The organism is Legionella sp. ST3F1, from assembly GCF_048553315.1.
Classification (GTDB): Bacteria; Pseudomonadota; Gammaproteobacteria; order Legionellales; family Legionellaceae; genus Tatlockia; species Tatlockia donaldsonii.
In genome coordinates this window covers 132,856-141,170 of record NZ_JBLZIO010000008.1, presented here as the reverse complement: position 1 = coordinate 141,170, position 8,315 = coordinate 132,856, and the positions used below count along the sequence as shown (strand labels likewise).

Sequence of the window (8,315 nt, the reverse complement as noted above, 5' to 3'; positions counted from 1 at the left end):
TTATGCAAGAGGTCTAATAACTCAGTATCCCTTCCCAGGTGAGTGAGTCAATGCAAGTGACTGATAAAGTTTTGCAGCTTCATCGTAAAATTGTTGTTGATCATTGGCTATGCCCGGCGTGGCCGCAAAGAATTCTTGCAAATCGCCTACTGGTTCCATAACAGCCTCATTCTCCTCTTCATCATCATCAATTTCAGTCACCATGCTTAAAGGCAAAGACAAAGTTTGGTTCTCCATGCGGGCTTTTATTCCTTTGACCATAAGGTTTACCGCTTCGAGCATAAATCCTTCATCTTCATCTCCAGCATTCAGGTCTTCACTCGCTTTTTCTTCCTCTTCACTGAGCTCAATCTGCGACAGCTGTGCAACAAAACTGTCAACTGCCTCAAGTGGTTGGGCAGGAAATAATTGGCTATCGTCAGAATTTTCCAGATGTTCCCCAACCACAACAATAAGCTTCAACAACTCCATGGGGGATTTGTAATGACGCACGTCCAGCAACAAAAGCTTAACCGCCGGGTTAAATGTTCTGCAAACCGCTAGTGCTTTCAGAATGAAACCAAGATCATAATGAAACGCATAATGATCCATCATATAACGACCAAGGCGCTCGCCTAAAGGCGGCCAGACAACGGAGGACTCTAATACTTTAAGCAAGAAATTGTTCTTATCCAACCGGAAGGTCTGGAGTTGACTTGAATCTTGCCATATCCCAAACCCTTGGCAAAATTCCAGAATAAATAGGGCCCCTCTCAAAAAACCAGTCTCGGCATATAGGCAGGCTAGTTTCTCCAGGTTTTCCAAAGATTTATTCTTTTGAATATAAGCCAGAGCCAGTAAAGCGTAATGATAAGTTTTGTCGGCTGTGAGGGTCATTAACCGCTCTTGTATTTTTGCATCCAGTCCAAAAAGCTGATTAAGTAGCTCCTCCCTTTTAATCTCTGATTCTTGCCCAGACGGGCTAAGACAGGTCAAGACATCGCTCCAATCATCATAGCTCTGAATGAAGTTTTCTTTTTCATTACAAATTGCTTCAAACGGTTCAAAGGATATGTCAGGGACAATTTTTGCCACTTCAAGACTGATGTGGTTAAACAAGGCCTGATAGCTATTTTTTGAGGTAGGAAATGCAACACGGATTAAATGCTCAACACCTTCTTTACCAATTAAACAATGAACCATTAATTGATAGTTCTTCTCTGTGGGGAACGACATCAAAAAATTGGCATATTGGTTAAATTGCTTATTGACTCGGGCGTAGGCTGGCTTGAAAAAAGCATGGTGGTGCTGATTGTATTCATACTGAACATAAGCCAATATTTCTTTCCAGAGATCGTCAGGAAGCCATTGCCACTGAGCAAATTGCTCCACTTGCGCAACCATAACTTTTTTGTGAGGAGAAGCTGTTATACTATCGTCATTCGTCGTACTAGTTGGAATCATTATATTATTACACCCTTTTTAACAACAAGAAGAGAAATTTATCGTCTACAGAAGGACTATAATTTTCAAAGTAGATTGCTAGTGCGCAATAATTTATCATTTTGTTTTCGAGATAACCATGGGTACTTTTACCCACTTGACTCTTTGTTTAATCTGTGTACTTTTTTTATAGGTGGGTATCGAAATTGATGAAATCTTTTTTTACAGGAATATCCTGTTTTTTTCTTGGATTAAAAGCCCTAAACCAACAAGGATTAAGACGTTTTGTAGTATTACCGCTACTATTTAATTTCTTACTTTACGGCGGTATCGCTTATTTAAGTTATCACTATTTATTTGCATTTACTGATTATTATATTAAGCAATTGCCTCATTGGCTTAGTTTTCTTAGTAGTGTCTTTACCCTATTATTTTTTTTGTTATTTGTGCTGGTTTTTTTATCCACATTTTCAGTAGTGGCTAATGTATTTGCCGCGCCGTTTAATGGTTTATTATCGGAAAAAGCGCAACAGTTATTATATGGCATCGCTGTCCCTGAAAGGCCGTTAGGTACGATGGTTGTGCAAAGTATAAAACGGCAGGGGCAATTTATTTTTTACTATTTACCTCGTTTTATTGGTTTGTGCCTATTATTTTTGATTCCACCACTTCATCCTTTTTTGCCTTTTCTATGGTTTATTTTTAATGCCTGGATGTTAAGCATGCAGTATCAAGATTTCGCTATGGATAATAATTTGGTGGATTTTAATACCATGCGCAAGCAAATAAAAAACAGTAAACGTTTTTCTATGGGATTTGGTTTTATAATTAGTCTGCTGAGTTTTATACCTTTTTTAAATATTTTAATTATGCCGGCAGCGGTAATTGGTGGCACTTTGATGTGGTATAAACGGCAACAAAATAAGGCCACTGAACTACTGTGACACTATTCTTGATTTCAGGGGCAGATTTGTAAGACTTGAGTGGGGTTTTAACTTTCTGTTAATAAATAAGCTATATAATTGCTCAAATTTTTTTAATGAGCAATACGATGCCAAAATTTCTAGTCAAAACATCTGGTTTTGTCTTAATTGATCTTCACCGTGGGAAAAGGTATGTAGGTGCACCCCAGGTTCATCGTATGCAGGCACCGCAAAAAGGCGACACTTGTGGCTTATATGCCTTTAATCCTTTGCGCTTTCGTTTTGGTAATCAATATCTGGCAACGAATAGGGATCGACATATTGAATTGGTTTTTTCTACCTATCGTCGTGCAATTAATAAAATTGACGCGAATAAACCAATTTGTGAATTGTTATTAGAAGAAATACGCGATTTTCTTGCTTCCGATCTGAAAAAAATAACGGTAGCTGACGTAAAGAACTATTTATTAGAGTTAGAAAAAAATTTGGCCGCATTTAAGAAACTCTCTTCAGATACTGTCGAAACTCAAAACCAAATTCAACAATATAAAGAGATTTGTCAAGAATTTCTTGACAATGACTATGAGTATGACGATTTTGAAGAATTTTTAATTCAGAAGGCAAACATTGATCTTATTAAGCTTGCACAAAGAACTATCGCAAGTTTAAGTTTTATTACGGCATTTGAGCCCAAAGAAGTGCTGAATAACTATGTTAATGAGAGTATAAAATCAGTCGTTAATTCCAGAGACAATTATGGCAGCATGCTGCGACTTACCCTTGATAATCCTGAATTTCTCGCGCCAATCTATCATCAGGCAGTACTGAATCTGGCAGCGTCTTGTTTTCAATTAGAAGGTTCGGGGTGGGATCCTACCAAGCCCATAGAAGCACTTATGGAAACGCTTGAAGAATTTGGGCCTCAGGTTATTTATACGGAACCTTGTGTATTATTTGATAGTTCTAACTGTAAGCTAGAAGTAGAGAGTGATACGTATAAAATTTATTCTGCTGGTAAGTCAATTGATGAAAAAGAGGGATGTCATTCGCTTCTCATTGTTGGTGCAGAAAATTGTGATGGCGAACCTTTTGTTTATCTCTCCGATCCCAATGTTCCGGCTCCTTTAAAGGGCCCCAGTCCTCTATATAAAATCCCTTATAGTGAATTATTGATGAAAATCCATAATATTTATGGGGTTTCTTTACAAGAAGACGCAGATAAAATTAAGGGGCCTTTTTCTTTTCAGGCAAAGAAAGGAAATTTTGACCGGTTATACGATTTTGTTAATGGCCATCAGCCTTATCAGCCGCTGGACAATCCTAATAAGACTAGAGCCATGCGACCTAGCATAATCTAGCTTTTTTCGGAAGCCATCCTTAAAAGGATGGCCAATATATCCAAGTTACTTCTAGTATGCGATCTGGGTACTCATTTGAAGCATTTTCAGCAATTGCAAAAAGCGATGCGCTGAATAAGAAAAATTTGGTGTCAAATGAAATAATTCAAGTCATTATGTGCCTAAATTTATTTTGCCCTACAAAGCATGCCCCCCATCAACTTCAAATATTTTCCCGGTTATCCACGCCGCTTTTTCTGAGGCAAGAAATAAAGCCATATTGGCTACATCATCTGGTGTGCCAGGTCTTTTTAGTGGGATATTTCTGAGGAAATAATCCCATAAAGCCGGATTAGTTGTCGCAGTATCTTCATTCATACCGGCCTCGATGACCCCTGGAGCTATGGCATTAACCCGAATTCCATGTTCTGCCAGATTCAATGCTGCATGTTTGGTCCATTTGTTCATGGCTGCTTTGGAGGAACCATAGCCAATGCCTTTGGGCATAGTTACATTGCCGCTAATAGAGGAAATATTCAAAATACAGCCTTTAGTATTTTTATCGACCATATCTTTTGCACACAACTGGGATAAGTAGAGGGGGGAAATGGTGTTAACCTGGAAAACTGCTTGCATTTTTTCTGGAGGCAGCTCAAACAAGGTTTCACGGCATAGCATGCCTGCGTTATTAATTAAAATATCAACATGCCCTAAATGCATGAGAGCCTGTTCAGCGAAAGAGGGAATATTGTCCATTTTAGAAAAATCGGCATAAAGTGCCAATGCATTACGGCCGGTGGCTTTAATTGCTTCAACCGTTTCTTTGGCGCCTGCGTTATCACTGTGATAACTGATGACAATATCCGCACCTTCCTCTGCAAAAGCCAATGCTATTCTTTTCCCTATACTGCGATTTGCACCTGTAACGATTACTTTTTTATCGCTGAAATCCATGACAATCCTTTGCATTTTTGATATAGGGCAACAATAACATCTTATCTCATTTTTCAGAAGGGCGTGAATGAGTCTTACCGATAAATGCTATACTCAGTCCTGGTTGACCTCGTGTCAGTAGTCATTTGATTTCCTAACAATTTGCGGTTTTGCTATGTCAATAAAAACGCTGCAGAATCATAAAGCAAGAAAAATTATCCATGTTGATATGGATTGTTTTTATGCAGCTATAGAAATTCGTGATAACCCGGACTTGGCCGGTAAACCAGTGGCTGTGGGTGGGGCAGCTGGAAAGCGCGGTGTTCTTTGTACCTGTAATTACATTGCACGCCAATATGGTGTTCATTCGGCTATGGCGACTTCTATCGCTTTGCGCCATTGCCCAGATCTTATCGTTTTACCAGTTAACATGCCTAAATATGTTCAGGTTTCCAGGAAGATCAATCGCATCTTTCATGAGTTTACTGATTTAGTCGAGCCTTTATCACTTGATGAAGCATATCTTGATGTGACTGATTCTGTTAATTATCAAGGTAGCGCGACCTGGATAGCACAGGCAATTCGAAGAAAAATCTTAGAGTTGGAAAAAATTACTGCTTCGGCAGGCGTAGCACCTAATAAATTTTTGGCGAAAATAGCGAGTGCCTGGCATAAGCCAAATGGTTTGTTTGTTATTGCCCCAGAACAAGTAGAGGCTTTTATTCAGCCATTACCAATTAACAAATTGTTTGGGGTCGGTAAGATTACAGCTCAAAAGCTGCACAGGCTAGGCATTATTACCTGTGCTGATGCACAAAACTTGCCTTTGTCGTTCCTAACCCAACAATTCGGTAAATTTGGCGCTCATCTCTATAACCAATCCCGAGGTATTGATAATCGGCCGGTTGAGCCTAATAGAATAAGGAAGTCATTGAGTGTCGAAACAACGCTTGAACAAGATACTAACAGTTATAGGCATTGTATTGAAATAATTCATCACTTGTATTTGAGTCTTACAAGAAGACTTCAAACATCCGCGCCTAATCGGTTAATTAAGACGCAATTCATTAAAATAAAATTTAGTGATTTCAAGCAGGTAACAGCCGAAATAAAAAGCGAACAACTCGTTTTAAAACGGTATAACGATTTGTTTCACAAAATTCACGCTAACAGGAATCAAGCGATCAGGTTGTTGGGATTAGGAGTGCAGTTTTATCCCGTGAGTGATACAGCTTCTTATGTACAACAAAATCTCTTTGGAGAGGATTTATTTTCACTTTAAAATGCTGGATCTTTTTTTTATATTGAACTCATTAATTGCTTATTTGAATTTCAATATCGCGTGCATCTGACAAGCCATGATCATCAACTACACGGACCACAAATTTCCCTGCTTTGGCTTGCCATAAGAAAGGCTGGTCGGCGCGGGTTTTTGCCAAATAGGTTTCATTAATAAACCAATACAGTGTTTCTATACCGGCATCAGTGACTGCAATAAACGGGATCTGGGTTTTCTCGGATGCATTAGTGCGCAGGATGTAACTTAAACCTGTTTGGGGTGAGGTAATCTGTGGACTTAAACCTGGATGCCCTTGTGGTGAACAACTGGGATCAAAAAAGGGGGGAGTGCGACGCTGAATGCCGGCTTGTTTAAATATTCTAAGTAAATCGGAGGGCCAGAACTCATAGATTTCGAAGCGAGTATTGTCATCGAAATGACAAGTACGCAAGCCAGTATTTTTATCGATAGCAATCTCACGATAAATAGTATCGGATTTAATGGGAGATTTTCCTGGGATAAACCAAGTCATTTCTGTATCGTAGCAATAACGGGTAGGTAACATTCCGGAGGCTTTACAAACCTCAACTTGCGTTAGATGCATCCTTTCTGGACGTTTTTCTACAATTGGTATAGGACCTCTTTCATGCCTAATTGCATCAATCAGTTCAAAAAATAAAGGCGCTGCTATATTCTTTCCAACAAAAGCAGGATTGCTTTTATTATCAAAATTGCCAATCCATACTGTTAAAACATAGGGGCCAAAGATCCCTACTGACCAGGCATCTCGATAGCCTGAAGAGGTTCCTGTTTTCCATGCCACTGCTGTTTTATGATTAGTTGGTGTATAAGCAGCTTCAGGTCTGGGAGTATCTTTCAACATATCTAATACCAGGAAACTTGCCTCGGGACTGAGTAAGCGTTTACCAGGAGGTATGGGTTCATCTTTTCGCATCCGCAAAGGATGCCACAGTCCATCATTCACTAACATGGCATATAAGCCAGTGAGTTCTCGCATGGTTAGTTCAGCACCACCAAGACTTAAAGCCAGGCCATAGTAGGATTCTGACTTCAAATTAGCGACCTGCGCTTTTTCCAGTAGCTCATGTAGAGTAGGATTACTCAACTGGCTGGCAAGATAAATGGCTGGGATATTACGGCTTAGGATTAAAGCATCCTTTGCTTTGATGGGCCCCATAAAATCATAATCAAAATTCTCCGGGTTATAGCCGCCGAAACTGTGAGGTACATCTTTTAGTACGGTATTAGGGTGAATTAAGCCTTGATCAAGTGCTAAACCATAAATGAAAGGTTTTAAAGTAGAGCCAGGCGACCGCTTGGTTTCTGTGCCATTAATTTGTCCACTAATCGCTTTATTAAAAAAATTGGCAGAGCCTACCAATCCCTTGACACTCATATCACGGCTATCAACTAATAAAATTGCTGCATTAAAAGCACCGATTCCTTTTTTCCGTGCTAAATAATTACGGGTAATACGCTCCAAAATAGCTTGTAAGCGTATATCTAAGGTAGTTGTTATCTCTTGTTGTTGAGGGGGAGTTGTATTCAATATTGTATTAACTAAATGAGGAGCAGCAAACGGTAGGGAATGGACATTTTGTATTGCCAGCGGCAAATCAATAGCCGATTTTTTATTCTCATCCTCTGGATGTTGAGTGAGCCAACGGCTAAAAAGCTTATCGCGAATTTGCTTAAGATTTTTATTTTGAGAGGTTCGTTGTGTCGGGTTTTGTGGAATAATACTTAAAGTTAATGCCTCTGGTAGGCTAAGATTCTTAACTGGTTTAGCAAAATAAATTAAGCTTGCAGCCCCAACTCCTTCCACGTTGCCGCCATATGGCGCAAGGTTTAAATAGGCTTCCAAAATTTCGTCTTTGCTGTAATGCCTTTCCAGTTGTAGCGCGCGGATAATTTGCCAAAGTTTTCCTGAGAATTTTTTTGAATTAATGCCAAAGCGAAGGCGGGCGACTTGCATTGTAATGGTTGAGGCACCAATTCGGCGCGATTTGATGACATAGGTTTGCCAACCCGCCTTAAGCGTCGCAAAAGGATTAATCCCATAATGCCAGCGGTAATATTGATCTTCTTGTAATAAGGTGGCGGCAACCAGTTGTTTGGAGATTTTATCTAAAGGAGTGAACAAGCGGTATTTATCGTCACGACTGAGAGTCAGGCGCAGTAAATGCTGTTGTTCATCATACACGGCGGTGGAAAAGCTGATCCCGCTTAATAAAGCGGGTTTAGGTGAAAAAAATAGTATTGTCCATCCACTGACAAAAACAAAAACTAGTATTATGCTAGAGATTTTACAAAACTTCTTCATAGTGAGTACTACTATACAGCATGAAGAGGGGGATAGGTGTAATTTGCATGTTAATTACATCAAATTGTGATGAAATG

General features: G+C 39.4%; 6 protein-coding genes. 3 read left to right on the top strand and 3 right to left on the bottom strand.

From position 1 onward, the window contains the following. Positions 1-21: 21 nt before the first annotated feature. Entirely contained in the window at positions 22-1,443 is a 1,422-nt protein-coding gene (locus ACN4Z1_RS07695; RefSeq protein ID WP_228363835.1) for a hypothetical protein, read from the bottom strand. A 188-nt stretch (positions 1,444-1,631) separates the two neighbouring features. Here ACN4Z1_RS07695 and cysZ point away from each other — a divergent pair, with 188 nt between their 5' ends. Together cysZ and ACN4Z1_RS07685 are read left to right on the top strand one after the other, a co-directional pair. Then, the gene (gene cysZ, locus ACN4Z1_RS07690) at positions 1,632-2,366 is read left to right on the top strand and encodes a sulfate transporter CysZ (protein WP_228363836.1); all 735 of its coding nucleotides are present in this window, start codon (positions 1,632-1,634) and stop codon (positions 2,364-2,366) included. 107 nt (positions 2,367-2,473) lie between these two features. After that, positions 2,474-3,703, top strand: coding sequence for a hypothetical protein (locus ACN4Z1_RS07685; protein ID WP_228363837.1), 1,230 nt, complete (start codon positions 2,474-2,476; stop codon positions 3,701-3,703). A gap of 177 nt (positions 3,704-3,880) precedes the next feature. Here ACN4Z1_RS07685 and ACN4Z1_RS07680 read toward each other — a convergent pair whose 3' ends face one another. Continuing rightward, entirely contained in the window at positions 3,881-4,636 is a 756-nt protein-coding gene (locus tag ACN4Z1_RS07680; RefSeq protein WP_419388004.1) for an SDR family NAD(P)-dependent oxidoreductase, read from the bottom strand. Positions 4,637-4,790: 154 nt separating this feature from the next. On the opposite strand from ACN4Z1_RS07680, the gene dinB reads away from it, so the two are divergent. Continuing rightward, positions 4,791-5,897, top strand: coding sequence for a DNA polymerase IV (dinB, locus tag ACN4Z1_RS07675; RefSeq protein WP_419388003.1), 1,107 nt, complete (start codon positions 4,791-4,793; stop codon positions 5,895-5,897). Between the two features lie 31 nt (positions 5,898-5,928). On the opposite strand, the gene pbpC is transcribed toward dinB, so the two are convergent. Then, positions 5,929-8,238, bottom strand: coding sequence for a penicillin-binding protein 1C (pbpC, locus tag ACN4Z1_RS07670; RefSeq protein ID WP_228363840.1), 2,310 nt, complete (start codon positions 8,236-8,238; stop codon positions 5,929-5,931). Positions 8,239-8,315: the final 77 nt, after the last annotated feature.